A 25,182-nucleotide genomic window follows, 5' to 3' on the forward strand; every position below is an offset into this window, starting at 1 on the left:
CCCGCCGCGGTGACACCGCAGCGGGCCGGCCGGTTATCAGCCGTTGCCGTTGAGCGAGGGCCGGTCGAGCATCGCGAGCGCGAAGCCGGCCGACGGCGTGCCGTCGGCAGTCTTGAAGTTCATGCCGTCGATCTTGTCGCCGGCGACCACCGCATCGTCGATCGTGCCGGCCGTGGCGGTCAGGTACGGCTTGGCGTTGGCCGCGACCGTGCCAGTCTTCACCACCGCGAGACCGCTGATCTGGTACCAGCCGTACTGGCTGGCGACGTTGGCCGACATCGCCACCGCGCACGGACCGCGATCACCGGCCACGGCCCGCTTGGTGGCCATGGCGTTGAGGTCGTAAATCACGGTCTCGCCGACCGCAGTCGCAGCGAGGCCCGGCAGATAGATGAACTCGCCGACGCCGAGAACGGGATCGACGGCCTTGACGATATCGCCGAGCTTCCAGGGCGAGCTGCGGCCCGCCGAGGTCGACGCCGGCAAGGTCGAGGCAATCGGCGGCATGCCGATCGCCGCCTGCTGAATGACGTAAGCCATGTAGGACTCCTGATTGTTCGGGATGGCCAGCACCTGGCGGCCGCGATCAACGCGGCCGCCGGGGACAAGCTATGAGGTTGGTCAGGTGCGCAGGGCCGATCAGGCCGCGGGATTGCTGTCGGTGAGCTTCCACTGAAACAGCGGATTGGTCATCGTCAGCTCGCCCATGAAGCCGATGTACTGGACAACGGCGTCCTGGTTGATCGGCATCATCGAGCGGCCGATCTTGTCGAAGTTGCGCTCGGGGTGGTACCGCATGGTGAGGTTGTCGGTGTCGAGGCCGTAGGTGGTATTCGACGGCATGTTCGAACCGATACCGCCATCCTGCACGATCTCCAGCGAGCGGCCGGCGCCGTAATACTTCAGCGACTGGAAACCGAGCTTGCCGAGCCCGGTCTGGTCGTTGATGCGCTGGATCGCCACGGTGGCAGCGTCATAGGCGCCGTAGTGTTCCTGAGACATCAGCAAAAGGTCCGCGGATTTGCAATCTGTTGCTGGAGCTGCTGCAGTTGCGACTGCGCCGCGCCGATGATCTGCTGGGCCTCCTGCGGATTGGCCTTCGCCAGGCGGGCGATCTCAGGATCTCGGGCAGCAAAAGCAAGCTCCTGCTGGATCTTCGCCGCTTGCTGTTGCAGCGGCTTCATCTGCGCGGCGATCGCCGCATCCGTCGGAATATCCAGCTGCGACATTTCCAGCAACGTCTTCGGCTGGAAGTTCTCGGCCATGATCTCAGCCGAGATCCGGACGATGTCCCGAGCGATGCGGGCCATCTCATCCTGGCGATCGCGGATCCGCACCGAGCCATACTGGCTCTTAAGCTGCTGGGCGCCGAGCGTCTCGCTCGCCTCGGTCTGCCCGCGCATGATGTCCGACAGACCGGTGATCTGGTACACGTCCTCGATCAGTTCCTTACGCAACGCCACCAGCTGGGTGATCGTCGTCGCGACTTGGTCGAGGGGCAGCCAGACGATCGTGTCCTTTGCGGCGCCGTTGCCAAACGCCGCCCAATTCGAGATCGGGACAAGGACCTGATTGTCATCGACCGCCTTGATCGCGGTCTCGATTGCGTCGCCGATATCGCCGGCGCCGGCGGGATAGAACCCCCTCACCCGAAGCGCGTCAGTCAGCGCAGCGATGCGCGCCGTCGCCTCGTTAATCTCCTCCAGCTGATCCTTGTAGAACATCACGTCCGGCACCGGGATCAGCGTGCGGCGCTGCACGGTGGCATAGGCCGGCCGGGGGCACGGGAAAAACCCCTCGAGTTCGAGATGCGGCTTGTCTTCGTCGAGGACCGTCACGCAGCCCTCGGAGACCCACAGCACCTTGCCGAGCGACTTCGACCAGATCTCCCAAACGCCCGCTTTCAGCCGTCCGTCATCGGCGTCCTTGTCGTCCTTGCGCTTCGAATAGGCGCAGTCGAGATAGGCCAGGCCGGAGATCGGCTTGAACCGCTTCGACATCTGGCGCTTGGTCAGCCAGGAGCGCTTGGCGACCCAATCGACCTCCTTCCACTTCCGCGCAGGATCGTGGACGAAGTCCCTCCGGTCCGTGTGTTCGACGCAGACCTTCTCGGTGAACGAAGCCCCCTTCCCCTTCGCCTCGTATCTGAGCCACGGGACGCCCCGGCCGACGATCGCCAGATCGTCCCGGATCAGCTTCATCTCGCCGTCGATGTCCTCGGTCTCCAGGCCGACAGCCGCGCTGCGCTCGAGCAGTTCGGACGCGACGCGCGGGAGAGCTTTGCGGTCCTTGAAGCGAGGCACCACCACCGGAACCGGCGGGCGCGAGTAGATCGACGGTGCGACGACGCTGACATTGGCCCAGAACAGTTGGTATTGCCGGTCGCGATTGAGCTGGGCAAGCGCACTGAGATTGGCATACAGCCGATCGATGTTGTCGCACCGCGTCTGATAGTCGTCGTAAATGCGCTCGGCTTCGGTGATCAGTGCCAACCAATTGCGCGACGACGACAGCCGCCGGCGCGCACCGCGCGGCTTCTCGGCCTCATCATCGGCGTCGTTGTCGCCGGGATCGAGATGCCGATCATCTAGATCGTCGTCGTCGGGTTCGTCGTGCATCAAACTCTGATCCTCACGCCGCTCTTGGCGGCCGCCGGCGGAAGCGGCAGCGGAACTTGTCCAGGCTTCGGCTTCGGTCTTTCAGCCTCTGGCGGCTTGCGCACCCAGGGCCGCGAGTTGCACGCGTAGCGGACCTCGTCCGCTGCATGGTCCTCGGCGCTGGTGTCGAGATCTTCGGGCCGTGTTTCGTCGTGCATCAGCGCCGGGATCGTGCGCAGCGCGTGAATGCAGATGTCGAAGAACACCAGCATCGGCCGGCCGTCCTCGTCACCGATCAGACGATCACGCATCTGCGACCATCCGCTTATTGCGCCTCGGCCGGCTACGCGGGTGTTGTCGGCCGGGGTGAAAGTCGCACCCTTGCCACCGGCCTGCATCTGTTCGGCGATCGACGGGCCGCCCGATACACTGAAGCATGCAGGATCGAGCTTGGCGTAAGCGATCGTGTCGTCGCCATCGCGAAGCCGGACGCCGCGGCCGATCGCTTCGTTGCTCATCTTCAGGCCGACGTTCGGCTTGTACTTCCCCTGCCCGTCGGTCTTGATCCCGTACCATTCGCGGTAACGGACGAGGCATCCGCGCGGAAGCAAATGACCATCCGGCGTCAGGAAATCGTCGTCGACAACGGCATACCAGCCGAACGAAAACGGCTTTGCTGAACCCCAATCGCCCGTCCGGAAGCGCAGCCAGTGCGCCGGCAGCGTGAACGGCTTGACGACGTGCCGCTTGCGGTCGAAGCAGTCGAAAAACGCGCCCTCGATGATGTCCCAATCGCCATCCCGCATCGCGCGGACCAGCGCCTCGGATCCCAGGCCGGACAGCCTCGCCTCGTAGCCAGGATCCTGCTCGGCCATCGATGGATTGTCTTCGAGGCGCGCCGGGATGTACTGCCGCAGCATTCCGCCTTCATCCGGCGGGGTCCGGTAGATCTGCAGCGGCTGCACGCCGTCGATGAAGGTCGTCTTGACGAACTGGTGTCCGACGTGACCCGGGTTCGCACCGCAAATGATCCGCGGGAATTTGCCGACGTACTGCGGTGGCAGCGTAATGCCGACCATGCGAACGCGGTTGCGGAGAAACCGGTAAATCACCTCGGTAAAGTGCGTCAGCTCGTCGATCAGCAGCACGTGGATCTCGGCGCCCTGATACTTGAAGCGATCCTTCTCGTCTTTGCAGTGGCAAAGGAAGATCTTCGACCCGTTCCAGAACCTGATTTCGTTCTCGATGATGTCGACGAAACCGCAGAGCACCCAGCCGGCGAGCAGCGCGCGAAATCCGTTCGGGCCCTCCATGTGGTTCTTGATCAGATCGTCCCGCAGCCGGCGGAACAGATAGACCTGCAGGCCCGGGATCATCGAGCACCAGACGATCGCGGCGAGCCGCATCAGGTGCGATTTGCCGCCGCCGGCGGCGCCTCCGTACAGGATCTCGGTGGCCGACGAGTTGAAGGCCAGCAGCTGCTTTGGATGCAGCTCGGCCCTGATCTCCGCGTCAGCCGGGACCGGAAGCCGAGCCATTGATCGTCACGATCGGCACCAGGTCCTTGCCGTCCTTGCCCGTGACCTCAACCTTGCTCTTGAACATGCCGAGATGGTTGCCGATGTCGACCAGGGCCGCCCGCTTGTCGTGCAGCTTGAAGGTGACTTTGCGGACGTCTCGCGCGTCATCGCCGCGGCCATCCTTGAAGTCCTCGACCACCACCTGGGCGATCGCCGCGGCCTGCTCCCGTGTCACGCGTGACAGGTCCACGAGCGGTGATCCATCGACCATCTGGACGTAGTCCAGCATGTTGGCGAAGCCGATCTTGGCGAGCTCGGCGAGGACGCGGGCGATATCGATTTCCGCCCTTTCCGCCCCCGCAGCCTGCAGCTCTTCAACTCGGGCCGCGACCTTACCATTACGGGCCAAACGAGAGGCGTGGCTGTCGTTGCGGGCATACCCGGCGGCCACGTAGGCGTCGCTCTGCGATGCGCCTTTAGCCAATTCCTGCGCATATTTCTCGTGTCGGGGGTTGTCCAGAATCGGCATTGGTCCCGCGGGGTCTGAGCCCGCGCCCCCTGGTGTCGGTTCTTCCGGAAATCACAATTGCGGAAGGGAAAAACCGTCGATCGAGGCCTCGGTGAGATCCTCGATGTCGACCTGGGCGAGCGCGACATTCCGCGTGATCTCGGTGCAGCGGCTGCTGTACGCGGTGTAAGCCTCGATCGCCTTGGCCTGCGCCGGCGAGCGGCGTTCCTCGGGCACGGTCATCGCCTCGCCGGCATCCAGGGCCAGCAGTTGGGCCCGCGCCGGCGAGACAATCGCATCGCGCGCAGCCTGCGCGGCCGCGTGCAAATCCATTACCAGGAGCGCCTTGCGCTGCTCCAGTGTCGGCGCCGGTACCGGTGGCGCCGCCGGCGGCGTGTCGTCGACGATCTCGAAGTCGAGGACGACGAACTGATCCGGTCCGCGGGTCGCCACCGGCCCTTCCTGCGGAATACGCCGCACCACGGCTTCAACGGCCTGATCGTACATCGGCACCGGGGTGTTCGCCGGGCCAAGGCAGTGCGCCTCCAACGCGTCGCGGCACTCGATCACCGCGCGGCGAAAGTCGTCTTCGCTGGCAATCCGAGGGCTAAGGATCGTGCTGCGCGGGATCTGGATCATGAGGCCTCACGACAAAATGCCCCCGCGCGATCGACCGCGCGGAGGGCAATTGGCTGGGATTGTTCTGGTGTCCGTGAAGGGCGGTTATCGGACGCAAACAGTGCTAGGATCGAGGAGACAATAGACAAGGGACCAATCGTGACATCCCGCCAATACCAACGATATCTCCAACGCCAAGCGGAAAAAGCCGCTCGCCGCAAGGGATTGCGAGAAGATGAACCAACGGCGATGCCCTGGAATCTTGTAAAATCGTACCTGAAGCTCGTTCTAATGATGGCTTCCATCTGCGGCGTGTTATTTTCGATCTACACCCATCTGCCAACGCTTGAAATTAGCACTCGACCTTGGGATAGCAGCAGTGGACCGGCAGATGCCCGCTTTGAATTTAGAAACCCTGGACTGTTGACCATCCGGAATGTTCGCTTCGATTGCGAAATCGAAACTAATTACAACAAGCAACTGAAAACGGATGGAAATTCAACAACCGAGAACGTCATTGGAAAGCGAGGCCAAGTACTCGGAGATATGGCCCCGGGTCAGTCTGTCACGAGGACGTGCTTCGGTGCTGCTGGTCAGGTGAGCCTTGGTCCTCACCCCTCAACCATCCGATTGGTAGCAACGTTTCTGTGGCCGATCTTCGACCGGCAAGGAACCGTGTCGGCATATTTCGTCAGCGAAACCGATGGCCGGCGGTGGTGGATGGTACCCGAAAAGTCGCCCCCTTAGTTCACAAGAACTCGTTGCGGGAATTGTCCTCACCGTATCGAGCCTCAAGAGGTCATTCGACTCGTTGGTCGCGGCAACCATTAGCCAGCTATGGGTGAGCTCGAAAGGAATAACCCATGCTGACCGCAAGCAAATTCGAACTCATCGTCAGGTTCTTCGAAGCTATCCGCGATCTGCTGATCTTGGCATACTTGCTGCTTCTATAGAAACTCCCCGCCGGCGTGATCGTCGAAGCCGTTTTCGCGGCGGTCGTAGTCCTTCACCGTGTCGACCTTCACGTGGCGCGTCTGCTGCATGATCTTGAACACGTCGGTGCCGTGCTCGAGCGACGTGGTGACGAAGCCAGCCCGCATCGAATGCCCGGAATACAGCATGGCATCGAAGCCGGCGGCCCCCAGCACCTTCTTCACGATCCGCGCCACCGACCGGTCGGACAGGGCCGCGGTACCGAGGCGACCGTGGCGGGTGATCTCGCGGAAGATCGGCCCCTCGGTGATGCCGGCGGCCGACAGCCAGGCCTCCAGCGCCGCGACCGGCCGGAGCTTTCTGCCGCGGGGGATCGGCAGCGTCGCGCCCTCGCCGTCCTGATCCGTCTTCGAGCTCCGGATGCAACAAAAGCCCCTTCGGACGCCATTCCAGGTCCGAGATCTGCAACGCAACCAGCTCCGAGCGCCGCAGCGCGCCAGCAAAGCCGGTCAGCAGCAGCGCGCGATCGCGCAGCGCCGTCAACCGTTCGGGTCCGTCCGTCAACCGCGCGAGCTGATCCGACAACCGGCCGACGCAGACTGACAACACGTCCGCCGTCGCCGGCGCCTTCTGCGTCTTGGCCTGGCGCTTGGTACGGCGGATGCCCCGCATCACCGCCTTCACGCCCTCGGCGCCGGTCGGCGGCTCGTGGCCCGCGCTCCTATGCACGTAGCGGATCGCTGCGACGCGCCGCTCGATCGTTGCGACCTTCCGTCCCTCGTCGGCCAGCTGCGCCAGGTACCGCGCCACATCGACCGGACTGGCCGGCAGCTCGAGCACGCCGACTCGTCCGCACCACTGCGAGAAGTCAGCCCAATCCGAAGCGTAGGCGCGCCGGGTGTTGGGCGACTTCTCCGCGGCCAAATACGCCCGCACCGAGGCCATCGGATCGACGATCTGGGTGGACACCAATTGTTGACCCTATGTCGACGCTCCGATATAGCCTATGTCGACATCGCGACATAGGAGTCTTGCAGCGTGCCCGGCAATCTAAAACTCAGCACCACGGGGCTCAAATTGATGCGCCAGTTCGTGAACGATCCGCGCAAACGGTGGTCCGGGACCGAGCTAACGAAGACGACAAAGATCGGCTCAGGCACGCTTTACCCCCTCCTGGCGAAACTGGAATCTGCGGGGTGGCTCTCTGCCGAATGGGAAGTGCTCGATCCGAGCGAAGCCGGGCGACCTCGGCGTCGATACTACAAGCTGACCGCACTCGGTGTGAGGAGCGCACACGGTGCTCTGTCGGAATATCAGGTAGCTCCGGGCTTGGGAGAGGTCGCATGGACTACCTGATCAACCTCGGGCTTGGCGTGTTGGGAAGTCTCCTAGCGGCAGAGCTCGTGTTTCGCCATAAGCTGTGGTGTACGAAGATCATTCGCGCGGCATCGGATCGGATCGCAGATGCCCCCCTCCGCGCGATAAAGCTCGAAGAATGGAATGCCGCGCTTAACGAGACGGTCGGCCTGACCGCATCCTTTTCGCATGCAATTGGCTGCTGGATCGGTGCCCCTGCGGTCGCGCGGGAAGCAAAGCTCGTGACTGTGTCTGCGGAGGAAAAGTCTGCGGAGGAAAATCCGACTAAATCACAACAGCCTGAACCTAGAGCCTGGCGCATCTACAACGTGATTGGCGTGATAATAGTTTGCTATAAGTATTCTATCCGCTGCGCGATTGATTGGATTGCTCGAGAAGGTAGAGCCATCGAAGGCGAGCGTGGACGAGGCCCGGGAGACGATCAGGAGCGTTGAGAAATGGGCTCTTTTTGCGGGGCTTTCGCTTTTCTTGTCTTTGGTGGCAATCTTACGATGCATAACCGCTGAGCTCGGAGCAACGCTTCGCGCCCAGCGAACCTTGTGCAGGTCCGGATCATGGCAGCGGTCTGAGCGCTGCGCCGGCGACGTCGGCTTGTGATCGCCTCGATCGAGCCAGGCCCGCGCCGGCTCACGGCGCGTTCATCTGAGGCACATCATGGCGCCGCGACGCTGGCATGTGCATCACACCGAAACTCTCCGCAGTTGCTTCGGCTCGACCGACCAGGCGCGCCGGCCGAAAACGTCTTCCTCGAGCAGGATCTCGATCCGCCCGCGCGGATCCTTGGTGGCGCCGATCTTCGCGAGCAGGGGCGAGAAACCCGGCACCAGGTCCACCCACACATCGCCGCCCGGCTGCCACTCGCTCTTCCCGGCCGCCGCAAGGCGCTTCTCGCGCTTGTTGTTGGCGCAGCGCTCGGCGTAGCGCAGGCGTTCCACGCTGGCGTCCGATAATGTGGCCGGGGTCTGGCTCCCGCTCCGGTGCAAAAAGCCCTCGACGCCACGCGTGGCGAGCACCGCGCGCCATGTCCAGTCGAGATCTGGCAGCCCCACCAGCACATAGCCCGGCAGCATCGGCACCTGCACCTCGCGCTTGCGGCCGCGGCCACCTGGGACGCTACGCCACTCTTGTGGGACGTACGGCAAAAGCCCGAGATCCTCCTCGAGGCGCTTCGCCACGGATCTGTCGGTGCAGGGGTCCACCATCACCACATGCCAGCAGCGATGAACGAAGTCGGGAATGTCCAGGCGGAACGAGCTGGCCCGGCCAGCGAAGTCGACGACGTCACCTTTCTTGAGATGCAGCGCGCTTCTCATCCTGCACGGCCTCCAGTCCGAACTCGATCAATTGCCGGGTCTGCTCGGCGATGCTGACGCCGGCGCGCAGCGCGAGCGTCCGCACCTCGTCGAACGTCTCGTCGTCGAGCTGGCCGGTGAAGCGCCGCCGCTCGGGCCGCCGGTGGATCGATCCCATGCCGGGCTTCTTCCATCGCCGCGTCACGCGTGACCCGCCACCAGGCGCGGCGCGCGCAATCGCACGCCGATCGCGACGCCGGCGGCATCCAGCCGCAAATGCTTGAAAGCGGGGCGCGAACGCATGACCATAACCCCTTGCAAGCAAAGGGTTACGGAAACACGCTTAGGGCCGGGTTAATGGCCGGACAACGTCCCGCCGTTTGCCGCAACGCCCAGCTGCTCGGGGGCTGCGATCTCGCTCAGCGGCGCGAAGGTGGTGATCGTGAAAGCGCTGTTCGGGCCGTCGGCGATCCGGATCATCGCAACGCCCTTGGTTCCGGCGATGCGGGCGCTGGTCAGCTCCAGCATAGTGGCGCGAACCAGCACCGTTTCGCCTGGGTGGTACGTGCGATCACTCAAAGGCAGTCCCCCGGTTCAGGAGCCGCCACCATACCCCGAGTTGAAGCCCGGGCAAATACAAGCGCTTAGGCGGATAAACTCGCTTAGACAGCGAGCCTCCTATTCGCCGCGCGCCGCCCTGAGAGCATCCCAGCTTTCGCCAATGGTACTATCGTCCGACAGCTTGTACGGATCGAGGTCGTCCAGCAGCCGCACCAATTTATAGATCTCATGATCGGAGCGCTTCGGCGGATTCTGCTTCGGTGCCGTGACCATCTCGATATGAGTAGCAACCTCGACGTGCGAAACCGTGTTGAGGAGCCTGTGTTCGCGGCTGCCATCCGCGAGATGCAAATGGATGAGAGGACCGAGCTTGTAGTCGTGAAACATTTCAAGCTGCCCGGTCGGCACGCTAACCTTCTCGCCGCTCGTCCCGCCCACAAGCTTGGTGAGCGACGTGGCGTAATGATCGAGCCTCTCTCGATCTAAGACGTCCAAGTGCTTCTTGATGATCTCCTGGACGATTTGAGTGGTATCGGCGCCCTTCCGAGCCATCCGTGCCTTGACGGCAGCTACTACATTCCGAGTTTCAGGGTACCGCTTTCTTCCCATGGCGATGCCACTCCTCAACGAATCGGTTGAGGTAGCATAACGCGCGATCCATGTTCCCTTCAATTTCGTCAACGTTAAAAAGCACGCTTCCCACGGCAATTAGTTCAGCAGGATCGTCCTCATTCTGAGCCAAAGCCGCTATTGCTTGCCTCAGTCTCAGAATTTGCTGATAGCGCTTAGCTGCGGCGCGCTGTTCTCTATCGATCTCACGTCGACGATTGCGCTCCGCAGCCGTAAGCGGCGGCTGCAGGGTACCGTCAGCCGCCCTTACTCGACCTCCGATCAGCTTCCCCATTATTGCGGCAGCTGCCGGCTCGGGTAGCTTTCCGTGTTCCCGCAGGTACTTCGAATACGGGTTAGCTCCAACCCGAGCCTCAATGGCGTCGGCGGATACCAGGATCATTCGCCTTTCGAACGCTCGCTTGGCCGGCTGCTCGAGCACGACCACATCCGCCGATCGCGAATTGTCAATTTCAACCAATCGGAGACTGGTCCCGGCTGCTCGTGGTTTCATGTTCATCTCCAAGGCGTCGCACCGTCTAACGAAACGGCGACGGTCGCTAGTCGTGCCGGGCAACAGCGAACGTCCGTCGCAGCGCTGCACAGCGATGTCCACACCAACGCAAACCGCGTGCCGATAAAACTATCCAATATTTCAATTACTTAACGACGCGATCCCCGCAATTAAGGCGGCCAAATCGTTCTCAGCACCTTTTCTGCCGGGCATTTTTTGCCGCCGGCGCACGCGCATCAGAACGCCTTCGCGATGTCGTTGACGGATCCGTCGATGCTGGTGAGCTGCTCTTCCATCCGGTCGGCCAGCAGCCGCAGCGCCGGAAGGAACTGCGACACCTCGCGGCCGCTGGCCGGCGCCCCGCCTGCGCAGCCCACCACCGGCAGGCCGATCGCGTGTTTGAGGCTCTGCAGCTGGCCGCCGACGATGCCCATGTGCGCGCACACGGCAAGCAGCCGCTCGAGCACCAGCTGACCTTCGGACTTCTCGACCGCCTTCTCGCTCGCATCGTCACGCGTGACATCGGCCGCCTGAGAGCCCAGGCGGGCGTCTATCGTCGTGTTCGCCAGGGTAAGCGCAATCGTGTACTTGCGCTTCTCAGCGAGCGCCGCGATCTCCGCGGGATCGCGCTCGTCCGCTTCCGGCGCCGGCTTCATTTCTGAAGCGGCCTCGTTCGTGTTCGGCTCTGGCATCTCAGCTCCTTGGTGGCTCACGCCGCGCCGCCCGCGCGGCCGGGGATCGGCGTCATCAGCGGCAACTGCGGGCCGCGCGCTTCCTGCTGCCGGCGCTGGATCGCGTCGGCGACCATCACGTGGAAAAGCCCGGGCCTGGTCGGATCTGCCGCGGCGTTGACGGCGCAGAGCAGTTCGACCGCCTCCGCGGCCCCGCCGGGCAGCTTGCGCACCCATTCGGCGATCTTCATTTCGGCCTGGGCGGGGGTACTCCCCATTCGGTCGCGGACGAGTTGCACGCCCGCGGTTGCGAGCCACTGCTCGGCGCCGACGTTCTGATCCGCTTCGCTCGCGGAAGCTGGCTTCGATTGTCCGACACTCCCGGCCACCGCAACGCTTTGCCAGCCAGCAGGATCGACCCGAGCACCGTCCCCGAAATTATCACCGGAAGTAACTATTTTGCTCTTCTCTGGCGTGACGGTCACGATGTCACAATGTGACTTCGTGACGTCACGCGTGACATCTGGAGGCGCCCCGCTCGCAAAATTGTCACGCGTGACATCCGTGACATGACCGCGCCCTGTGGAAAACGGCTGGCCGAGCTCGACCCGCGCCAGGCGCTCCTGCAACTCGCGTAGTTCTTCCAGCGTGCCGCCGATCGCGCCCTCGACCGAGCGCCGCTCGCCCTCGCCGATCTTGCCCTGTCGCGCGAGCTTGCCGAGCTGGTCGCAGATGCTCTCGCGCAGCCGTTGCCGTCGCTTGCGGTCGGCGGCGCCCTCGTCGATCCTGTCCGGGTTGCGATCGTAGAAGTTGGCGACATGGTCGTAGGCGATCCAGCCAACCTCGGGGCGCTCCAGCTCCGCGAAGATCCGCGCCGCGTCCTCCGCCGGCATTCCGAGCGCCATGCCGAACTCTTCGGCGTTGAAGCGCGAGACGTTGCCGCGTACCTCGCCATAGTTCGCTGCGGCGTTCGCGAGCTCTTCGAGGCGATTGGCGAACGCCACCACCTGATACAGCGGCATCGCAAGCCGCGTCGCGACCAGGCGCCACACCGGCAGATCACAGAAACCATTTTCCCGCCGGCACCAGTGGAACTTCCGGGAGCGCGCTGCCTTGCGCGCAGCCTCACCAACCTGAGCGAGGCGCCCGCCACGATTCATGATGTCACTGCCCGCAGCGCCGCGATCGACACGGCCAGCAACACGGCGGCGCAGGCCGCAATCGCTCCCGCTGCCGTTGGCAGCACCACCGCCTTAAGACCCGCGCGCGTGATCATCGCCGTGCTTCCTGCGTCTCGATCCACACCACCGGCGCCGGCGCCGGCCGTGCTTTCGTCGCCGGCGCCGGGATCATCTGCCGCAGCGCCGTGCCGACGCCGATCACGACGGCGAGCACTGCGGCGATCACCGCGATGACTGTCAGAAAGGTCGGAATGAAGAGGCGCCGGTCGGTATCACGCGCGTCGATCGCGGGCGGATCGGGGCGAAACAGCGGATCGCGCAGAGATTGCATAGCGTCCTCATGGACTTGGCGGGTAAGGGACGCAAACGCAACTAAACCAGTGATCCGAGGCACAATCGTTATCCACACACACCAGGACGGCGAAGAGAGCGAACTACTCGTCGTTTTTGACGACGCACTCAACTAATCGGATCACGCACTCAACTAATTAGATACGCTGCTGGTCGGCACCGAGTTATCCACAGGTGCCGAAACCGGCCTTGCGGGAGGATTCGACTCTGAGGCAGCCGCCCCCGCACGGTCGGACCGTGAACAAAACGAGTCCCGTCATGCGGCTTCCACCTTCCGTTGCTGATCAGCGATTGCGGCTTGAAGCGCCAGCTTCCGCTCCTGCGGGGTCACCTGTCCCCAAAGAGCGGGCGGCGCGTTCAATCGGCGCCGCCGCAAAGCATGTGTCATCAGGAGGAAGTAGCGCGCCGGGAAGGTGTCGTCCCTGCCCCACCCGGACACAAGCTTGTAGCGAGCGCCCGTCAGCGCGGACACGGCCCGAAGTCCCCCAAGGGCCTGGATCACGGCCGACGTGCTTTCGAGAGTTTTCGAATCACGAGGCATTCGGACGAGTTAATCCGACTTTGCCGGATTTGCAACGAGACGTATATGCTCGATAGCCTCGAATCCCCTGCCCCGGCAATTTCGCGGCCAATGGCGCGAAAGAAGATTGCATCCGAGGACGACGAGCTACTTGCCGGGCAGGCCGGTCAGGCTGAACGCCTGAAGCTCCTGCGCCGCACGCTCGGCTATGAAACGGCAATCTCCTTCGCCGCCTTCTTAGGGCTGGGGTACACCACCTACCATCCTTTTGAGAAAGGCCAGCCCCTCAGCCGAGACGCTGCTTTCCGACTGGTGCGCAAGATCCCCGGACTGACCCTCGATTGGCTCTACTTCGGGAAGCCTGACGGCCTGCCATTGGAATTTGCCCGGAAGCTGGGCGTGTTCGGGAACGGCAGAACAGACTGATCATCGCGCCCACCCGGCGGCGGAGCCTGCGGAGGCTGGTCGAACGGGATGGTGAGAAGACGAGCGGCATAATCGAGGATCGCCAGGGCGTCGGCTGTCTCCTCCGGCAGCTGGGATGCGATCTGAAACGCTTGTCGTTGCAACCAGGCCTTTGAAGCCTTTGTCATTTTCCGCAATACCTCGAACGCTACTCCATATTTGCTGAGGATAACTCGCCGCCCCATTTGGGCGCCTTGCGTCTAGCGTCTGCACGCAAAATCCGTCTTTTCCGGATTTTATCAATTGCGAATCCGAGTTTTACGGATTAACGTCCTCTTCACCACGCGAGATTCGCGAGGTGACGCGAAGCGGCTACCGGGTCTCCAGCCCCCGCTGCTCGCGTCCGGTTCTTCCCGAACGTTCAACTTGCGCCGCGACCACCGGCGCACCGCGGGGCCGGCTCGGCATCGAGCTTCCGGCGTACCGGCCCCGCGGGATTTTTCGAAAGGCCACGCCCATGGCGACCCGCTGGCAGTTCGGTACTAAGCATCGCGATTACTTATACTCACGCTGCAGGAACGAGGCTGGGATTGACGGCCTCGGCAACTATCCGATCTGCAACATCTGCAATCAGCCCGTTCTGCCGACCGACGCGTGGGACGAAAGCCACGCGCCGGAGCATCCGAAGGCGCTCGGAGGCAAGTCGGTCGCCATCGCGCACCGCACCTGCAACCGCGATCACGGCGCCAAAGTCGTCGCGCCGCTGATCGCGAAGACCGAGGCGGTACGCAAGAAGTATCTTGGCATCACCGGCCCCGGCCTCGGCAAGTCCCCGATGCAAGGCGGTCGCCGCTCTGACCTCTCGCGCGGTGTCGATGGTCGCGTAAAGCCCCGCCTCACCCTCGCGCAGAAGCACGCGCAGTTCCTGCAGCGCCGCGCGATCATCGCTCTTCCCGTCGAAGACTTCTCCGAACCGCTAGAGGTGCATCAATGATGGCTTACTGCTGGGCCTCGGGCCTGATCGAATTTGGCCAGCGCACGCCGAAAGGCGCGATCCTCATCGCACACGGCAAAGCGGGCGCGCTGCGCGAGTACATCGATGGCGTCGCACGCCACGGCTATCAGACCCGTATACACAAGGGCCGCCGGATCAAGATCGAGGGCTCTGACCATCTTCTTGTGCCAGGCGTTGCCGAAGCCGGCACCGCCATCAGCAAGCACGCATCGGGCGAGCTCGCGCTCGCCGAGTGGCTCGACTGGATCAGCAAACGCCCGCCCGCCGGCGTCAGCATCAGCCCACCCGCCCGTTCACTCCCGCCCGAAGGAATTGCCGCATGAGCGCCGTGCATCTTGCTCCCCAGGCGACCAGAGACCGCGCCGTCACCGTGAAATTCGTCGACAGCCGCATTGCGTCACGGCTGCGCATCGCCCGGCACGAAGCCGGAATGTCGCAAGAAGCCGTCGGCAAAGCGATCGGCCTCACCTTTCAGCAGGTGCAGAAGTACGAGAAGGGCTCGAACCGCATCAGTCCTGGCAAGCTGGCGGTGCTGGCCCAGCTCTACGGCAAGCCAATCAGCTGGTTTTATCAGGGCCTGGAAGACACCACCGCGGCAACGCCTCCGGGCCTGATCGAGCTCGTGCTCGAGAACCGCGGCGGCAAGCGGCTGCTCGAGAGCTACCTCGCCGCCAGCCCCGAAGACCAGGTGATCGCAATCGACGTCGTCGAGTGCCTCGCTCGCCGCGCCGCCCGCCGCATGGCGCAGGCCGCGGAGTAGCAGCAATGGCCGCGGCCGACGATGCCCGCACTGCTGTCTGCCGTGCCTTCGTCGCCGGCCTCGCCATCGATGAGACGGCACGCGCTGCTGGTCGCGCGGACGGCGAAGCCGGCCGCCCGTTCCAGCCCGGCGATCACGACATCCTTTCGTATGCGTCCGGATATCAGGCCGGCCGGCCCCTTCGGCCTGGGACTGTGAGCACACCATGACCCTGAAATGTCGCAGCTGCGGCTGCACCAACGATCGCGCCTGCCCGGGCGGCTGCAGTTGGGTTTCGATCGACCCGCCGATCTGCTCGGCTTGTGTCAGTGACGACGAGGCATTCGAGCTCGGCTTTGCCGGCATGTTCGGCGACATCTCCGAGCCGCAGCCCGAAGACGCGCCTCTCTGCAACGCGGGGCCCGTCCCGGCGCCGCACAAGCCGATCTTCACATCCGCCGAAGCTGGCTACTGCGCGGCGTGCAAGAAGCCGTTCTTCGCGACCGAGGCGGCATGAGCGAGTTCGCCGACGATTGGATTCCGCAGAAGCTTCGGCGCGAAGCGAAGGACGTCGCCGAGGCCGTTGCCAGATCGGCGATCGCCGGCCGGATGGTGGTGGCGGCGACCACCGCGGCGCCGCTGATTGTCGCCGCCGTCAGCAAGGCGGGTCATGGCCCTGAACAGCTGCAGCCGCACCAGCTCGCCGAGGCGATCCGCCTCGCCAAGCAGCTCGTGGTCGATCTCGAAAATGCACAGCTCGCGCTCGGCTGGAATGCCGGCGCGAAGGTAACCAATCCCGAAAGGTAGGACAGAATGAGCGACACCACTCCCCGCATCCGCGCAGCCGTCATCACTTTGAAGAACCCGCAGTGTCTGCACTGCGTCGTAAGTTACGCGGTCGGCTTGTGGGCAATCACCTATGCGCCGAAGATCGCCAGCCTGCCGGCGATCGCGCCACGGGATATCGCCACGAGTTTGGCACAGGTGACCGCCGACTTCATACGCGGTGTTCCTGATGCCGCCGAACGGGCAGCGCTGCAGGCACACGCGCGCAACGCGCTCGATGCGGCCTTCATCGCCTATGGCTGCGACGTTGCGCACGGTCAGCCGGATCTCGCGACGCCCTGCCCGCCCTCCGGGCTGCACTGAGGGTCCGCATGGCGCCGGCGCGCAGCCCCACCGAAGACGATCGATCCGGCTGCGCGCTCTACGTCGACGACGACGAACTGCGCCGCCGAATCAATCCCAAGATTGGCCGGGATCGCTTCCGCGCGATCGTGAAGCGAGCCGAGCTGAACGGTTTTCCAAAGGCTAACCCGCTGTGGGGAGGGCGCTACTGGCCCAGCGTCAAGGCCTGGCTGGACAAGGACAACGAGGTCACCAACGATGCTCCACTCATCGGAGGAGCCCAGGACGGGCCGGAGTATTTCGATGCCGCCCCGCGGACGCGCCCCAGGCCTCAAACGCGGCCGTCACAACCTGCCCTATTGGATGGCAAAGCAGGTGGTGCGAGATCCCATGGGATTTCCGGACACTTGCGTACCGTTGCCTCCGGACGCGACTGACGACGAGCTGGCCGAGCTCTGCCGCGATTGGACCGCGCGGCTGAAAGAGCATATCGCCGCTGAACAGCAACGCCTCAGCAATGGCGACGACGAGCGTCTGACCAAGACGCGGTACGACGGCACGATGAAGTCCGCCTGCCAGATCTATCAAGAACACCCGCTGTCGTCGTTCCACGAAGTCAGCCACAAAACCCGGCGCGGCTATCTGGCCGACCTCAAGGTGATCATCGGTTCGGTCGGCGCGCGCCGGATCAAGAACGTCACAGTGCTCGACGTGAAGAACTGGTACCGCCAGTGGCGCAAGGGCGTCGAGTATATCGATGACGATGGCGAGCGCTGGTTTGGTCCGGAGCGCGTCGCCCGCGCCCATAACGCGGTCGCGATGGTCCGCACCGTGCTGCGCTTCACGGCGGCGCTGCGCCATGCCGATTGCAAGCTGCTCGCCGACGAGCTTGCCAAGATCCAGTTCGAGCGCGAAGGCGCGCGGGACCAGGAGCTGAGCTACCGGCATGCCGTCGACTTCCTGCGCGGCGCCAGCGAGATGTCCGCGAAGGGCCTGATCGCGCCGGACCGGGCGCTGGCGATGTCGATCGGAGTGGCGGCGCAGTTCGAGCTGATGCTTCGCCAGGGCGACATCATCGGCAAATGGGAGCCGCGCCGAGCGGATGCGAAATTCCCGGCCGGGGTCTCGGTGCTTCACCTCGAGCAGGAAACCTGGTCCGGCTTCTTCACCTGGGAGAAGATCCCGGGCTGGCGCTGGCGCACCCGCACGTCGAAGTCGAAGTACCGCGCCGCGGTCGAGTTCGACCTGGCCAATTACGACCTACTGTTCCCGCTCCTCGAGCAGGTGCCGATGGATCAGCGCACCGGCGCAATCGTGAAGGGCGAGCACGGCCTCCCGATCCGGTACCGGACCTACGCCAAGACGTTCCGGAAGATCGCCCGCTACGCCAAGATCCCCGACGAGGTCTGGAGCATGGACGCCCGCGCTGGCGGCGCCACCGAGGCCGAGGAAGCCGGTGTCGATATCCAGGTCATCCAGCAGGGCATGACCCACACCAACACACAGACGACGGCGCGCTACATCCGCAAGCGCACCAAGAAGATCGCCACGATCGCCGAGGCGCGCAAGCAGGCTCGCGCCGGCGGCGACGACGGCGGAACAGCGTAAGAACCGCCCGTCAGAATCGCGTCAGAATCGCAGGGAAAAAGTTGAGGAGATTCAACAGATGAAGTGGTCGGGGCAGCTGGATTCGAACCAACGACCTGCAGTACCCAAAACTGCCGCGCTACCAGGCTGCGCTATACCCCGATCCATGACCCGATCCATGACCCGGATCTCTGGGCCGACGGCCGTCGATACACGGTTCACGTCAGCCCAGCAAGCCGGCCTCAGCGCGACTTGAACAACGGATGCGCCACCCGGTCGCCGGCGGCGATGCCGAGCTTCTTGGCGGTGCCGCCTGAGACCTCGAGCACGCCCGCGACTGGGCCGCCGGATGCGATGATCCGGGTCGACAGCGGCTCGGTATTCTCGGCGATCCGCAGGATGGTGCCGTCGCCGCGGATGAAGATCATGTCGAGCGGGATGTAGGTGTTCTTCATCCACATCGAAACCTGCTGCTCGGGGCGGAAGTCGAACAGCATGCCCTGCCCGTCCGGCAGGCTCTTGCGGTACATCAGGCCGACTTCCCGCTCCTGATCGGTGGTGGCGATCTCGACGGTGAAGACGTGCACGCCGGTTTTGCCGACGATCTCGAGCGACTGCATCTGCGCCGCGACCGCGCCTTGCAGCAGAAGGCCGCACAGCACCGCCGCCATCGCGAGCGCACCCAGCCACCGCAGCCGGCGGAATTTGAACATTTCAAAAGCCTGCATGGAATCGAACCTGTGTTTCGCGGGCGCCACGGCGCGCATCGCCGCCGGCGGTCATGCCGAACGCATTTCCGCCGCGCAAACAGCATGCGCGGCGGGCGTCAGCCGATTCACACACTGGCGATCAAGGATGGCGCGATCAAGAACGGCGCACGTGCTGTGCGCCGTTTGCGGTCCGGCGGCGGTTCAGTGCGAGGACAGCCCGGGAGCGCCGTTCTCCGGCTGGATCTCGGCCGCCATCATGCCCTTGGAGCCCGGCCCGAACCGCACCAGCACATACTGGCCCGGCCGCAGCTCGGTCATGCCATAGCGGCGCAGCGTTTCCATGTGCACGAAGATGTCCGGCGTGCCCTCGCCGCAGGTCAGGAAGCCGAACCCGCGCAGCCGGTTGAACCATTTGACCTGGGCGCGCTCGAGCCCGCTGGTCGGCGTCACGCTGACATGGGTGCGCGCCGGTAGCATCTGGGCCGGATGGATCGCGGTCGACTCGTCCATCGAGACGATGCGGAATGCTTGGTAGCCTTTGGCGCGCTGCACGCATTCGACGACGATGCGGGCGCCCTCATAGGCGGTCTGGTAGCCGTCGCGGCGCAGCACCGTGACATGCAGCAGAACGTCGGGCCAACCATTGTCCGGAACCACGAAGCCGTAGCCCTTCGAAGCGTCGAACCACTTGATGACACCGCTGATCTCGACGAGGTTCGCGGCTTCGCCGAGACCCGTAAAGGCATCGCGCGGATTCAGATCGCGGGGAACTGAAAGGTCGCCATGCGCGCCGACCCCGAAGTCCCGCGGCGAGAAATCGCCTGCCGGAAACTCCGCTGCTCTCGGCTTCGCAGCGCTGGCTGCGGGCAAAACGCCCGGCCTTTTGGACTCAAATCCGTCCGACCCCATGACCCCGGACCCCGCACGTCATCAACAAATTCGTCGCATCCGCGACGAGGATGATTCGCCGAGCATTCCCTCAAACTACTCAGGATTGCGCCGCCGCGAATCTGTTGATTCGAAGATAACACCGTGGTCCAAACGGCAAAGACAAAAAAATCGTTACGCGACAACTATAAACAGCCTTGAAAGCCTGCGAATCTTACGAGGTTTCAGTTACCGACGAACGGTCCAAGCGTTTCTCCGATGTCGTGACGGATCACCAGATCGGCCATTTCATCTTGTTCAGTCGGCTCTCTATTGATGATCACGAGCTTGGCGCCGCATTCTTTGGCCAGCATCGGAAAGCCCGCTGCAGGCCACACCACCAGCGACGAACCGATCGCAATGAACAGATCGCAATGCTGCGCCAGATCGGTCGCGCGGCGCATCGCCTCCGGCGGCATCGACTGACCGAACGATACCGTCGCGGTCTTCACCGGCTCGTCGCACGCGGTGCAATGTGGCGCATGCCCAGTGCGGAAGAACCATTCGCGCACCCACTCCAGCTCATGCCGTTTGCCGCAGCCGATGCAGCGCGCGTAGGTGGTGTTGCCGTGGAGCTCGACGACGTCGTGTTCGGCGAAGCCGGACATTTGATGCAGATTGTCGATGTTCTGCGTGATGATCGCCGGCACCTTGCCGGCTTTGTACAGCGATGCGAGGGCACGATGACCGCGGGTCGGCCGCGCCTTCGCAAAGGTCTGCTCCATCGCGAAGCGCCGCCGCCAGGCTTCGTCGCGCGCATCCTGGCGCGCCACGAACTCGTCGAACGGAATCGGCTGATTGCGGCTCCATAAGCCGCCCGGCGATCGGAAATCAGGAATGCCGGACTCGGTCGAAATGCCGGCGCCGGTGAAGGGCACGATCGACGAAGCGTGCGCGATCATGTCGCCGAGCTGTTCGACCCCGCTGGAAAGGCTGGGTGCGATCATGGTTGGATCATTTCAAACTTACCCTGTCGTCGCGCGAGCGTCCGCGCGCCGCGAGCGAACCGGGGCGACAAGGCTGCGCCGACATCGACGCATCCGCCGCGGAGAAGTTGCCGGTTCCCGTGCTCAGATTCGAAGCCACATTTTTTTGAATTGCAAGAGGGCTGGCGTGGTCGGATAGTTGAACCCGTCTCAACGGATGACCTCCTCTGAAAGAGCCCCGCGCGACCTCCAAGGCGGGGCTCTTTTTCGTCGGTCGTCCGCCCGCGATCGGATGCGAAGTCACGATGTTCAGTGCCCTCGCCTCTCGTTCGCCACACCTCCTCGAGCGCGCATAAGGTCCGGAGCCTCGGCTCCGGACCTTCATCGTTTTGACGTCCGGTCCGGACATCATGGCCGGCGCCGCGAGCGCGCCGCCCGCGCTTTTCATCGCGGCCATTCCGTCGCAGAATCCCCGGCACCTTTCTCAAGGAGACCACCCGCACATGCGTTACCTGCACACCATGCTCCGCGTCCGCAATCTCGACACGGCCCTGAAGTTCTTCGTCGGCGCGCTCGGCCTCAAGGAGGTCCGCCGCATCGACAACGATAAGGGCAAGTTCACGCTGCTGTTCCTGTGCGCGCCGGAAGACGAGGAACTGGTGAAGCAGTCGAAGGGCCGCCCGGCTCCGACGATCGAACTGACCCACAATTGGGACGAAGAGACCTATGGCGAGGACCGCTTCTTCGGTCATCTCGCGTTCGAGGTCGACGACATCTACGCAACCTGCGCAAAGCTGATGGAGCTCGGCGTCACCATCAACCGCCCGCCGCGCGATGGGCAGATGGCGTTCGTGCGCTCGCCGGATCTGCAGTCGGTCGAGCTGCTGCAAAAGGGCGACGCGCTGCCGCCGCAGGAGCCGTGGGCCTCGATGCCGAACACCGGCCATTGGTAAGGCGCTGGCGGTCCCCTCCAGCAGAGATCGCCCGCATCCGCGTCGTGATGCGGAACGACGCGCAGGACCTCGCGTTGGTCGAACAACCAACGGAGGACATCAATGGCACGAGGACTGCTGCTTTGGCTGATCGGCGTTCCGATCCCGATTATCATTCTGTTGTGGCTGTTCTTCGGCCACTGAGCTGACGTCGCTCACCACGCTTTTGCCGGTCACAACGGGCTCCGCGAACAGTGGAGCCCGTTGTGGTGTCGGCACTTCAGCGCGTCGACGTGGCCTCAATTGACGAACTTGACGCCGAGCGTCGTGCCGCGTCGCCACACCACTTCGCACTGCCGACCCTGACGCGCGTCGCGCGAGAAACCGAGCCGCAGCCGTGAGCCGAGCGACTCCGCTTCGCCGAGCACCAGCTTGGCCCCCGAACTCGACAGATCGAGCACCTCGCACGGCCGCGCGGCAAAGCCGCCGTCGAGCGTGATCCAGCCGCTCTGGCGTACCGATTTGCGCGCCTCGCGCTTGGTCTTGTCCTTGGCCATGATGTCGTCCTCGGCCTGCTTGGATCGCTCGCCGGAGGGCACAGCGCCGCGGCCGGATCGAAGCAGAAAGTGAGCGTTCGCGAGCCCCGATCGCTCAGGACCGTCTCTGCTCTAGGTCCCGGGCTGTTGAAAAATCGTTGCAAGATTTAGCGAAAAGTCGGGGTATCGGCAGATCGCTGCGGAGAGCGCTTGCCCCTCCGGAAAAACGCCACTATACGTTCGCCCGCTGCTTCGCCGCGGGCCCGTTCCGGCGCCTGCTGAAACAGCCGTTTCGGGTTAGACCGTGCGTTTCCGCCTGCTTGCGATCCTTGAAGGATCGCGCCAGTCCGGCGGCTTCGCTCCCTTCGTCTATCGGTCAGGACGCCACCCTTTCACGGTGGAGAGAGCGGTTCGATTCCGCTAGGGAGCGCCAAAACTAACCTCCTGAAATCATTGAATTTTGAACCACGTTGGCCTGTGAAACGGCAGACGTCCGCGCTGACCGCGTGGAAGCCCTCGTCATCCTTGAATTGGGTGTAGAGCAGATGCTTGGCGAGATTGAAGCTGATCTCGGAGGGGCGCAGCCGCTCCAGCACCTGCGGCGTGATGGTGACACCAGCACCAACGATGCCTTCCATCACGACGGATGTCGGGCCGATGTCCAGCGGCGTGATCTCCAACCGGCTGTCCGGCGTAAAGGCTGCTTCGAGCTTGTCTGACGGAAGGTCGCGCCGATAGCCACTCACCCGAGGGAAAACGATTTCGAGCTCGGATCGCTCCTTGATGGCGTGAACGCGGGTCACCGGCTTCGGTGCGACCGGCTTGGCGACCTGCGGCGATGAAGCGAAGTCGAATGGGATGCCCATGATATCGGCATATTCGACGTCGAACAGGCCCGTCGTCGGGTTGAGATCGTAGGACTGCCGACGCAATCCGCGGCCGACCACCTGTTCGCACAACAGCTGCGTCCCGAACGCCCGGACGCCAAGGATGTGGGTCACGGTGTTGGTGTCCCACCCCTCGGTCAGCATCGAGACCGAGACGACGCAGCGGATCTGTTCGCCGAGCCTGCCGACGCGGCCGACAGTGTTCATCACCTCACGCAGCAGTTCGCTTTCGCTGACTTCGCCCTGGGCGCTGCCCGCCCCCTGACGGTCTGCGAGTTCACGCTTGAACTGCTCAATCTCGGGACCGGCGGCGTCGCGAAACCCCTTGTCCAGCGCATCCCCGGTCTCGATCTGCCGGGAGTCGATCAGAAGCGTTCGTGGCCGCGGCAGCCGCACGCCGTTCTCGTCGTAGTTGCGGAACAGTTCGAGGTGCCCGGCATGGAACGCCGCGCGCTCGCCCTCCTCCGCATCGCCGCGTTCAAAACCGGCGATCCACTCGAACACCAGCTTGGAAATAGCCGTGTTTTGACAGACGACGATGAACACCGGCGGGACGCCAATCCCTTCGCGCTGCCAGCGCTCGAACTCGCCTTCGTAATGGCTGTACAAGGCGTTCAGTGCCGTGCGCAGCATGTTGGGTAGATCGAACGGGCTCAGCTTGGCGGCACCTGCGGCCGTCTTCGGCAGATCCTTGCCGACGTGCTTCCATAGATGCCGATAGACCACGGAATCGGTCTGAACCAGATTGTCCGTCACCGGCACGCGCGGCAGTTTGACGATGCCGCTTTCGATGGCGTCCATCAGGCTGAAATCGGACACCACCCAGGGGAAGAGAACACCTTCATCATAGCCCGAGCCGCGAAGGAAGAACGGCGTAGCCGAGAGGTCGTACACGGCGCGCACGCCCTTCGACAACTTGTTGTTCAACGCCTCTATGCCCGTAATCCACAGACGGGCTGCTTCCTCGTTCTCGGCTGCCTCCTTCTTGTCGTCACCCGTCAATGGACCTTCAGCATCGCCGCCGGCCTTATGCCGATAGCAGTGATGCGCTTCGTCGTTGATGACATTCACACGGTCGAAGTTCAGCAACTTGCCGCAAGCTCTGGCGAGCATTTCGGCGTCGTTCTCGGTCGTGACTACGGGTTCAGGCGCATTGCCCTGTAGGAAGCTGCGCGCGACCTTCGGCAGGGACAACGTCTCGCGATGTTGGAACGCGTGGTAGTTCGTGATCACGATTTCGGCTCGGCGAACTTCCGGCAGCATGTCCGGCGGCACGATTTCGCGTGTTTCGTAGTAGTTGCTGGGTTCACTCGGGAGCAGCACGCGAAGCCGATCCTTGATCGTGATGCCGGGCGTGACGATCAAGAAGGCGCGCGAGAAATCCTTGGAGTCCTTGCGGGCGGCATTCACCGTCTGCCAGGCGATCAGCATCGCCATCACGGTGGTCTTGCCGCTGCCCGTAGCCATCTTCATGGCCAGCCGGAAAAGCTCAGGATTGGCTTCCTTGTTGTAGTTGCGGATCAGATCCAGCAGCGCCTTTCCCTTGGCGTGCTTCGGCGCAACTTCGGTCAGCCAGATGATCGTTTCGACGGCTTCAACCTGACAGAAGAACGGCGTCGGGCCGTTGAACTGGTGATGACGCCAGTGCTCCAGGAGCCGCTGGGTCGTACCGGTGACCTGCCAGTCAGCGGGATTGTGTAACGCCCGCCAACTGTCGACATAGCCCCGGATTTCATTGATCAGGGCGTTTTCGGTGTAGGTTTCGAGGTCAAGGGTCCCCTGATCCTTGGCAGCCTTCTTCCGCGATGCGGGAACCGGGACGATGAATCGGGATGGCCGGCGTCCCGGTCGAGGATCGCCCGGTAGCGGCTGACCGTTGTTATCCAATGGATGGTGAAATTCCGGAGCGCGGTACGGCGAGTTCAGAATCGGCCGATCGTAGAAACTGCTCAATTTCCAAGCTCATGCAGCAATTTGGACGAATGGATCGATTCAACTGACTACACCGGCTCCCGCGATTCCAAAACCTATAGTTGGCCCCTGCCTTCTCGCTGAAGTGTCCCAGGAGCCCGGCGCCGCGGCGGCCAAACCGGCGACTGGCTGTCGCAACTCTAAAGTCGGATTCTTGCGACGCGCCG

The 25,182-nt window shown here is 63.5% G+C and carries 32 protein-coding genes, 2 tRNA genes and 2 pseudogenes; 14 read left to right on the forward strand and 22 right to left on the reverse strand.

Annotation, left to right across the window (positions count from 1 at the left end):
• Positions 1-36: 36 nt before the first annotated feature.
• The 6 genes from DY467_RS01785 to DY467_RS01810 all read right to left on the reverse strand — a co-directional run bounded on the left by DY467_RS01785 (position 37) and on the right by DY467_RS01810 (position 5,264).
• A complete protein-coding gene (locus DY467_RS01785; RefSeq protein WP_205501922.1) occupies positions 37-540 on the reverse strand; it encodes a hypothetical protein in 504 nt (167 codons plus the stop codon).
• A 99-nt stretch (positions 541-639) separates the two neighbouring features.
• The gene (locus tag DY467_RS01790) at positions 640-1,002 is read right to left on the reverse strand and encodes a phage major capsid protein (protein WP_246701425.1); all 363 of its coding nucleotides are present in this window, start codon (positions 1,000-1,002) and stop codon (positions 640-642) included.
• A complete protein-coding gene (locus tag DY467_RS01795) occupies positions 1,002-2,618 on the reverse strand; it encodes a hypothetical protein (RefSeq protein WP_164633798.1) in 1,617 nt (538 codons plus the stop codon). The genes DY467_RS01790 and DY467_RS01795 overlap by 1 nt, the downstream gene beginning before the upstream one ends.
• Positions 2,618-4,135 carry a terminase large subunit domain-containing protein gene (locus DY467_RS01800; protein WP_164633799.1) on the reverse strand — a complete coding sequence of 506 codons (1,518 nt, stop codon included), beginning with the start codon at positions 4,133-4,135 and terminating at the stop codon, positions 2,618-2,620. The genes DY467_RS01795 and DY467_RS01800 overlap by 1 nt, the downstream gene beginning before the upstream one ends.
• Positions 4,110-4,646, reverse strand: coding sequence for a terminase small subunit (locus tag DY467_RS01805; RefSeq protein ID WP_164633800.1), 537 nt, complete (start codon positions 4,644-4,646; stop codon positions 4,110-4,112). The genes DY467_RS01800 and DY467_RS01805 overlap by 26 nt, the downstream gene beginning before the upstream one ends.
• A gap of 51 nt (positions 4,647-4,697) precedes the next feature.
• Entirely contained in the window at positions 4,698-5,264 is a 567-nt protein-coding gene (locus DY467_RS01810; protein ID WP_164633801.1) for a hypothetical protein, read from the reverse strand.
• A gap of 138 nt (positions 5,265-5,402) precedes the next feature.
• Between DY467_RS01810 and DY467_RS01815 the strand changes: the two genes are divergently transcribed.
• On the forward strand, positions 5,403-5,990 hold the full coding sequence (locus tag DY467_RS01815) for a hypothetical protein (RefSeq protein WP_164633802.1): 588 nt from the start codon (positions 5,403-5,405) through the stop codon (positions 5,988-5,990).
• Between the two features lie 200 nt (positions 5,991-6,190).
• On the opposite strand, the gene DY467_RS26425 is transcribed toward DY467_RS01815, so the two are convergent.
• Together DY467_RS26425 and DY467_RS26430 are read right to left on the reverse strand one after the other, a co-directional pair.
• A complete protein-coding gene (locus tag DY467_RS26425; protein WP_246701435.1) occupies positions 6,191-6,649 on the reverse strand; it encodes a site-specific integrase in 459 nt (152 codons plus the stop codon).
• 301 nt (positions 6,650-6,950) lie between these two features.
• Positions 6,951-7,121 (reverse strand): annotated as a pseudogene (locus DY467_RS26430) (integrase); the annotation flags it as partial.
• 135 nt (positions 7,122-7,256) lie between these two features.
• Between DY467_RS26430 and DY467_RS26830 the strand changes: the two are divergent.
• Positions 7,257-7,532, forward strand: coding sequence for a helix-turn-helix transcriptional regulator (locus tag DY467_RS26830; RefSeq protein ID WP_164633860.1), 276 nt, complete (start codon positions 7,257-7,259; stop codon positions 7,530-7,532).
• A complete protein-coding gene (locus tag DY467_RS01830; RefSeq protein ID WP_164633803.1) occupies positions 7,520-7,987 on the forward strand; it encodes a hypothetical protein in 468 nt (155 codons plus the stop codon). Before DY467_RS26830 ends, DY467_RS01830 begins: the two co-directional genes overlap by 13 nt.
• A 246-nt stretch (positions 7,988-8,233) precedes the next feature.
• Here DY467_RS01830 and DY467_RS01835 read toward each other — a convergent pair whose 3' ends face one another.
• The 8 genes from DY467_RS01835 to DY467_RS01870 form a co-directional block, all read right to left on the reverse strand.
• Positions 8,234-8,866: a transcription termination/antitermination NusG family protein gene (locus tag DY467_RS01835; RefSeq protein ID WP_164633804.1), complete on the reverse strand. Its 633-nt coding sequence runs from the start codon at positions 8,864-8,866 to the stop codon at positions 8,234-8,236.
• Positions 8,835-9,023 (reverse strand): hypothetical protein, encoded by a 189-nt coding sequence (locus tag DY467_RS01840; RefSeq protein ID WP_164633805.1) that lies wholly within the window; start codon positions 9,021-9,023, stop codon positions 8,835-8,837. Before DY467_RS01840 ends, DY467_RS01835 begins: the two co-directional genes overlap by 32 nt.
• Before the next feature lie 176 nt (positions 9,024-9,199).
• A complete protein-coding gene (locus DY467_RS01845; protein ID WP_164633806.1) occupies positions 9,200-9,424 on the reverse strand; it encodes a hypothetical protein in 225 nt (74 codons plus the stop codon).
• A 99-nt stretch (positions 9,425-9,523) separates the two neighbouring features.
• Entirely contained in the window at positions 9,524-9,958 is a 435-nt protein-coding gene (locus DY467_RS01850) for a hypothetical protein (protein WP_164633807.1), read from the reverse strand.
• Between the two features lie 34 nt (positions 9,959-9,992).
• Positions 9,993-10,529, reverse strand: a complete 537-nt coding sequence (locus DY467_RS01855) for a hypothetical protein (protein ID WP_164633808.1) — start codon at positions 10,527-10,529, stop codon at positions 9,993-9,995.
• 236 nt (positions 10,530-10,765) lie between these two features.
• Positions 10,766-11,221, reverse strand: coding sequence for a hypothetical protein (locus tag DY467_RS01860; protein ID WP_164633809.1), 456 nt, complete (start codon positions 11,219-11,221; stop codon positions 10,766-10,768).
• A gap of 17 nt (positions 11,222-11,238) precedes the next feature.
• Positions 11,239-12,360 (reverse strand): hypothetical protein, encoded by a 1,122-nt coding sequence (locus tag DY467_RS01865; protein WP_164633810.1) that lies wholly within the window; start codon positions 12,358-12,360, stop codon positions 11,239-11,241.
• A 112-nt stretch (positions 12,361-12,472) separates the two neighbouring features.
• Positions 12,473-12,712, reverse strand: a complete 240-nt coding sequence (locus tag DY467_RS01870) for a hypothetical protein (protein ID WP_164633811.1) — start codon at positions 12,710-12,712, stop codon at positions 12,473-12,475.
• Positions 12,713-13,318: 606 nt separating this feature from the next.
• Between DY467_RS01870 and DY467_RS01875 the strand changes: the two genes are divergently transcribed.
• The 9 genes from DY467_RS01875 (at position 13,319) to DY467_RS01915 (ending at position 18,147) form a co-directional block, all read left to right on the forward strand.
• On the forward strand, positions 13,319-13,678 hold the full coding sequence (locus DY467_RS01875) for a hypothetical protein (RefSeq protein WP_164633812.1): 360 nt from the start codon (positions 13,319-13,321) through the stop codon (positions 13,676-13,678).
• A gap of 337 nt (positions 13,679-14,015) precedes the next feature.
• Positions 14,016-14,651, forward strand: coding sequence for a hypothetical protein (locus DY467_RS01880; RefSeq protein ID WP_164633813.1), 636 nt, complete (start codon positions 14,016-14,018; stop codon positions 14,649-14,651).
• Positions 14,648-14,995 (forward strand): hypothetical protein, encoded by a 348-nt coding sequence (locus tag DY467_RS01885; protein WP_164633814.1) that lies wholly within the window; start codon positions 14,648-14,650, stop codon positions 14,993-14,995. Before DY467_RS01880 ends, DY467_RS01885 begins: the two co-directional genes overlap by 4 nt.
• Positions 14,992-15,432 carry a helix-turn-helix domain-containing protein gene (locus DY467_RS01890; RefSeq protein ID WP_164633815.1) on the forward strand — a complete coding sequence of 147 codons (441 nt, stop codon included), beginning with the start codon at positions 14,992-14,994 and terminating at the stop codon, positions 15,430-15,432. Before DY467_RS01885 ends, DY467_RS01890 begins: the two co-directional genes overlap by 4 nt.
• A 205-nt stretch (positions 15,433-15,637) precedes the next feature.
• Positions 15,638-15,928, forward strand: a complete 291-nt coding sequence (locus tag DY467_RS01895; RefSeq protein WP_164633816.1) for a hypothetical protein — start codon at positions 15,638-15,640, stop codon at positions 15,926-15,928.
• The gene (locus tag DY467_RS01900) at positions 15,925-16,218 is read left to right on the forward strand and encodes a hypothetical protein (protein ID WP_164633817.1); all 294 of its coding nucleotides are present in this window, start codon (positions 15,925-15,927) and stop codon (positions 16,216-16,218) included. The genes DY467_RS01895 and DY467_RS01900 overlap by 4 nt, the downstream gene beginning before the upstream one ends.
• Positions 16,219-16,224: 6 nt before the next feature.
• Positions 16,225-16,560 carry a hypothetical protein gene (locus DY467_RS01905; RefSeq protein WP_164633818.1) on the forward strand — a complete coding sequence of 112 codons (336 nt, stop codon included), beginning with the start codon at positions 16,225-16,227 and terminating at the stop codon, positions 16,558-16,560.
• An 8-nt stretch (positions 16,561-16,568) separates the two neighbouring features.
• On the forward strand, positions 16,569-16,976 hold the full coding sequence (locus tag DY467_RS01910) for a hypothetical protein (RefSeq protein ID WP_164633819.1): 408 nt from the start codon (positions 16,569-16,571) through the stop codon (positions 16,974-16,976).
• Positions 16,930-18,147 (forward strand): tyrosine-type recombinase/integrase, encoded by a 1,218-nt coding sequence (locus DY467_RS01915; RefSeq protein WP_164633820.1) that lies wholly within the window; start codon positions 16,930-16,932, stop codon positions 18,145-18,147. Before DY467_RS01910 ends, DY467_RS01915 begins: the two co-directional genes overlap by 47 nt.
• Before the next feature lie 64 nt (positions 18,148-18,211).
• On the opposite strand, the gene DY467_RS01920 is transcribed toward DY467_RS01915, so the two are convergent.
• The 4 genes from DY467_RS01920 to DY467_RS01935 form a co-directional block, all read right to left on the reverse strand.
• Positions 18,212-18,288: transfer RNA gene (locus DY467_RS01920), tRNA-Pro, on the reverse strand.
• An 80-nt stretch (positions 18,289-18,368) separates the two neighbouring features.
• Complete coding sequence (locus DY467_RS01925) at positions 18,369-18,797, reverse strand: DUF192 domain-containing protein (protein ID WP_246701432.1); 429 nt, start codon at positions 18,795-18,797, stop codon at positions 18,369-18,371.
• A 240-nt stretch (positions 18,798-19,037) separates the two neighbouring features.
• Positions 19,038-19,745, reverse strand: a complete 708-nt coding sequence (locus tag DY467_RS01930) for a cold-shock protein (protein WP_107344517.1) — start codon at positions 19,743-19,745, stop codon at positions 19,038-19,040.
• Positions 19,746-19,948: 203 nt separating this feature from the next.
• A complete protein-coding gene (locus tag DY467_RS01935) occupies positions 19,949-20,710 on the reverse strand; it encodes an SIR2 family NAD-dependent protein deacylase (RefSeq protein WP_164573785.1) in 762 nt (253 codons plus the stop codon).
• Between the two features lie 482 nt (positions 20,711-21,192).
• Between DY467_RS01935 and DY467_RS01940 the strand changes: the two genes are divergently transcribed.
• Positions 21,193-21,642 (forward strand): VOC family protein, encoded by a 450-nt coding sequence (locus DY467_RS01940; protein WP_164633822.1) that lies wholly within the window; start codon positions 21,193-21,195, stop codon positions 21,640-21,642.
• 278 nt (positions 21,643-21,920) lie between these two features.
• Here DY467_RS01940 and DY467_RS01945 read toward each other — a convergent pair whose 3' ends face one another.
• On the reverse strand, positions 21,921-22,178 hold the full coding sequence (locus tag DY467_RS01945; RefSeq protein ID WP_107357501.1) for a PilZ domain-containing protein: 258 nt from the start codon (positions 22,176-22,178) through the stop codon (positions 21,921-21,923).
• A 337-nt stretch (positions 22,179-22,515) separates the two neighbouring features.
• Here DY467_RS01945 and DY467_RS01950 point away from each other — a divergent pair.
• Positions 22,516-22,590: transfer RNA gene (locus DY467_RS01950), tRNA-Glu, on the forward strand.
• Between the two features lie 79 nt (positions 22,591-22,669).
• On the opposite strand, the pseudogene DY467_RS26835 reads toward DY467_RS01950, so the two are convergent.
• A pseudogene (locus DY467_RS26835) lies at positions 22,670-24,997 on the reverse strand (BPTD_3080 family restriction endonuclease); the annotation flags it as partial.
• Positions 24,998-25,182 lie beyond the last annotated feature (185 nt).

This window comes from Rhodopseudomonas sp. BR0G17 (genome assembly GCF_010907025.1).
GTDB classification, from domain to species: domain Bacteria; phylum Pseudomonadota; class Alphaproteobacteria; order Rhizobiales; family Xanthobacteraceae; genus Rhodopseudomonas; species Rhodopseudomonas palustris_H.

Excerpts from the sequence above, each read along its gene's own strand:
- DY467_RS01875 (WP_164633812.1), top strand. The coding sequence starts at position 13,319 with ATGCTCGATAGCCTCGAATCCCCTGCCCCGGCAATTTCGCGGCCAATG.
- DY467_RS01795 (WP_164633798.1), bottom strand. The coding sequence starts at position 2,618 with ATGCACGACGAACCCGACGACGACGATCTAGATGATCGGCATCTCGAT.
- DY467_RS01940 (WP_164633822.1), top strand. The coding sequence starts at position 21,193 with ATGCGTTACCTGCACACCATGCTCCGCGTCCGCAATCTCGACACGGCC.
- DY467_RS26830 (WP_164633860.1), top strand. The coding sequence starts at position 7,257 with ATGCGCCAGTTCGTGAACGATCCGCGCAAACGGTGGTCCGGGACCGAG.
- DY467_RS01850 (WP_164633807.1), bottom strand. The coding sequence starts at position 9,958 with ATGGCTCGGAAGGGCGCCGATACCACTCAAATCGTCCAGGAGATCATC.
- DY467_RS01900 (WP_164633817.1), top strand. The coding sequence starts at position 15,925 with ATGAGCGAGTTCGCCGACGATTGGATTCCGCAGAAGCTTCGGCGCGAA.
- DY467_RS01835 (WP_164633804.1), bottom strand. The coding sequence starts at position 8,866 with ATGAGAAGCGCGCTGCATCTCAAGAAAGGTGACGTCGTCGACTTCGCT.
- DY467_RS01930 (WP_107344517.1), bottom strand. The coding sequence starts at position 19,745 with ATGGGGTCGGACGGATTTGAGTCCAAAAGGCCGGGCGTTTTGCCCGCA.
- DY467_RS01870 (WP_164633811.1), bottom strand. The coding sequence starts at position 12,712 with ATGCAATCTCTGCGCGATCCGCTGTTTCGCCCCGATCCGCCCGCGATC.
- DY467_RS01935 (WP_164573785.1), bottom strand. The coding sequence starts at position 20,710 with ATGATCGCACCCAGCCTTTCCAGCGGGGTCGAACAGCTCGGCGACATG.
- DY467_RS01855 (WP_164633808.1), bottom strand. The coding sequence starts at position 10,529 with ATGAAACCACGAGCAGCCGGGACCAGTCTCCGATTGGTTGAAATTGAC.
- DY467_RS01890 (WP_164633815.1), top strand. The coding sequence starts at position 14,992 with ATGAGCGCCGTGCATCTTGCTCCCCAGGCGACCAGAGACCGCGCCGTC.
- DY467_RS01885 (WP_164633814.1), top strand. The coding sequence starts at position 14,648 with ATGATGGCTTACTGCTGGGCCTCGGGCCTGATCGAATTTGGCCAGCGC.
- DY467_RS01865 (WP_164633810.1), bottom strand. The coding sequence starts at position 12,360 with ATGAATCGTGGCGGGCGCCTCGCTCAGGTTGGTGAGGCTGCGCGCAAG.
- DY467_RS01915 (WP_164633820.1), top strand. The coding sequence starts at position 16,930 with ATGGGATTTCCGGACACTTGCGTACCGTTGCCTCCGGACGCGACTGAC.
- DY467_RS01785 (WP_205501922.1), bottom strand. The coding sequence starts at position 540 with ATGGCTTACGTCATTCAGCAGGCGGCGATCGGCATGCCGCCGATTGCC.
- DY467_RS01840 (WP_164633805.1), bottom strand. The coding sequence starts at position 9,023 with ATGGGATCGATCCACCGGCGGCCCGAGCGGCGGCGCTTCACCGGCCAG.
- DY467_RS01945 (WP_107357501.1), bottom strand. The coding sequence starts at position 22,178 with ATGGCCAAGGACAAGACCAAGCGCGAGGCGCGCAAATCGGTACGCCAG.
- DY467_RS01910 (WP_164633819.1), top strand. The coding sequence starts at position 16,569 with ATGGCGCCGGCGCGCAGCCCCACCGAAGACGATCGATCCGGCTGCGCG.
- DY467_RS01810 (WP_164633801.1), bottom strand. The coding sequence starts at position 5,264 with ATGATCCAGATCCCGCGCAGCACGATCCTTAGCCCTCGGATTGCCAGC.
- DY467_RS01905 (WP_164633818.1), top strand. The coding sequence starts at position 16,225 with ATGAGCGACACCACTCCCCGCATCCGCGCAGCCGTCATCACTTTGAAG.
- DY467_RS01800 (WP_164633799.1), bottom strand. The coding sequence starts at position 4,135 with ATGGCTCGGCTTCCGGTCCCGGCTGACGCGGAGATCAGGGCCGAGCTG.
- DY467_RS01895 (WP_164633816.1), top strand. The coding sequence starts at position 15,638 with ATGACCCTGAAATGTCGCAGCTGCGGCTGCACCAACGATCGCGCCTGC.
- DY467_RS01925 (WP_246701432.1), bottom strand. The coding sequence starts at position 18,797 with ATGGCGGCGGTGCTGTGCGGCCTTCTGCTGCAAGGCGCGGTCGCGGCG.
- DY467_RS01790 (WP_246701425.1), bottom strand. The coding sequence starts at position 1,002 with ATGTCTCAGGAACACTACGGCGCCTATGACGCTGCCACCGTGGCGATC.
- DY467_RS01805 (WP_164633800.1), bottom strand. The coding sequence starts at position 4,646 with ATGCCGATTCTGGACAACCCCCGACACGAGAAATATGCGCAGGAATTG.
- DY467_RS01860 (WP_164633809.1), bottom strand. The coding sequence starts at position 11,221 with ATGCCAGAGCCGAACACGAACGAGGCCGCTTCAGAAATGAAGCCGGCG.
- DY467_RS01830 (WP_164633803.1), top strand. The coding sequence starts at position 7,520 with ATGGACTACCTGATCAACCTCGGGCTTGGCGTGTTGGGAAGTCTCCTA.